Genomic DNA, 2,331 nt, shown 5'->3' with positions numbered 1-2,331 from the left:
GTTGGACGAACCGTAGTTGGCGTTGGGCAGGTCGAAGAACTGGTACTCCGGGCCGTCGGGGTTCACGGGCGAGGCCAGCAGCTTGGCGACGTCCTCGGGGTTCCACGCCAAGGTGACCTTGCGCCGCTGTGTGGCCGGGTCGATGGCCTCCAGCGCGTCCCGTCCGATGAAGTCGTGGTCGAACTTCACGAACGACCCGTACCCGAGCTCCCACGGGTTCAGGTAGTAGTCCTCGATGTTGTCGGACACGTAGCTACCGGCGAGGGCGTTGACGGCCTCGTAGCTGTCCGCGCTCAACCACTCGCGGTAAGGACGCAGTTCCTCACTGGTGTAGATGGCGGGCAGAGGCGAAGGGATCCAGCCCGATTCGAGGGTGTTGCACGAGTACGCCCGCGAGCCCGCGGGTTCGATGCCGAACTCCTGGCCCGCCTCCAGGATCGCGTCACGCACCTTGCCGTACGTTTCGTACGGGCCCCACAGCTCCAGGCCGGGGGCACCGGCCATGCCGTGCCGGAGAGTGCGGACACGCTCGCCGGCGACGTTGAGGTAGCCCATGCGGAAGAACTTCACCTGCTCCACCGGGCCACTGTTGACCTTCTCGATGACCTTCCACGCGTTCGGGCCCTGGATCTGGAAGCGCCAGAGATCCCGCTTGACCTCCCTGCCGTAGGGGCGCGAAGGCGAGCGGTCGTCGTAGCGCAGGTCAACGTTATAGCCCTGCTCGGCCTGGAACATCAGCCAGTTCGCCACGGGGGCGCGGCCGACGTAGACGAACTCCTCCTCGGCCAGTCGGAACAGGATGCCATCACCGATGACACCACCCTCGGGGGAAACCGGCACGAACTGCTTGGCGGTGTCCACGGGGAAGTTGGCCGTGCTGTTGATGCCGGTGTCGGTGATGAGCTTGAGCGCGTCTGGACCGGCGATGAACAGGTTGACCATGTGATGCGTCTGGTCGAACAGCACCGCCGTTTCCCGCCACGCGATCACTTCACGGCGGAAGTTGGTGAACTCCGACGGGACCACCGGATAGATGTAGGCCCCGAGCTGCGAGTTACGCAGCAGCTCAACCGTGTTTCCCGCCTGGTCCAGTACTTCCTGCAGGTTCTTCGCACTCATGTGGTTACCCGTTCTTGCTCGACGCCCTCGGCGATTTCACGTCGTATCCCACGCTAGACATCGCGCGGTTGCCGCTGACATAGCGAAATGGCTGGACTACATCGGTCCTCCTCGGCGAAATCCGGTGCGTCATATGTCGTACGGGCGCTGATCGTGTGTACACACTCGGTACGTCTCGGTCATTTGTCGCGGTCAACTCGGCCCCGATGTCCGACGAAACGAGATCGTCATGTCGGTTTTACTCATGCTGTAGGCGGCGTGGCCGACGCCCGCCGCGGCACGCATCGAGATCCCGATCACCGGCCTGCACGGCGCAGTGTTCCCGTGAGCGCGGTCGGGCCGGCGGAAATGAAGAGGATTGAGCCCATGACCACCCAATCGGAGGTTGCCGACTCGCGGCGTCCCCGCGGAAGCCTCGCCGACCTCGTGGGCAACATCAGCTACGAGGTGATGCCGTTCAAAAGCGTCGAGCGGGCCGTGCTCGACGATGTGCCGACGAGCATCCCGCTGACCGTCACGGTCACCGAAGCCAAGGGCATCGACACGACCCTGGACTTCACCGAACGTCTGATGAAGCACGGCTACACCGTCACACCGCACCTTCCCGCGCGACAGTTCGTCGACGACGACCACGTCCGGGAGGTCGTCGACAGGCTGAGCACGGCCGGAGTGCGCTCGGTGTTCGTCGTCGGGGGAGACGCGCCCAAGCCGGCGGGACGGTTCCACGACGCCCACACGCTGCTGCAGGCCATGAGCGAGCTGGACCACCCGTTCTCCGAGTTGGGTATCGGTGGTTACCCGGAGGGTCATGCCAACATCCCGCAGTCGGACCTCGAACTGGCGTTGAAGAAGAAGGCGCCGCTGGCCACGCGTATCCTCACCCAGATCTGCTTCGACGCCACCACGACGGCCAACTGGGCCGCCGACGTCGCCAGGTCGGGCATCGACCTGCCGATCTACGTCGGGATGCCGGGCCCCGTGAACCGGCAGAAGCTCATGCGCATCTCCGCGGGAATCGGCCTCGGCCAGTCCGCGCGGTTCCTGCAGAAGCAGCAGAACCTGCTGTGGCGATTCCTCCTGCCCGGCGGCTACAACCCCACCAAGCTCGCCCGACGGCTCGGCTCCGCGGTGCCCAAGGTGCGGAGCAACATCCGTGGGCTGCACATCTTCACCTTCAACGAGATCCAGAAAACCGAACAGTGGCGACGGAAA

General features: G+C 64.7%; 2 protein-coding genes. One reads left to right on the top strand and one right to left on the bottom strand.

The window, feature by feature from the left end; genetic code table 11:
* The coding region (locus M7H19_RS16860) for an aminomethyl transferase family protein (protein WP_298182578.1) at nt 1–1,119 on the bottom strand (1,119 nt) is incomplete at its 3' end.
* Between the two features lie 366 nt (nt 1,120–1,485).
* Here M7H19_RS16860 and M7H19_RS16855 point away from each other — a divergent pair.
* Nucleotides 1,486–2,331 (top strand): methylenetetrahydrofolate reductase (locus M7H19_RS16855; RefSeq protein ID WP_298182576.1); only part of this gene is annotated, 846 nt, incomplete at its 3' end.

The sequence above is a fragment of the Saccharomonospora sp. genome (genome assembly GCF_027317685.1).
Classification (GTDB): Bacteria; Actinomycetota; Actinomycetes; order Mycobacteriales; family Pseudonocardiaceae; genus Saccharomonospora.
The sequence above is the reverse complement of the archived record's forward strand: the minus strand, read 5'-3'. Positions and strand labels throughout refer to the sequence as shown.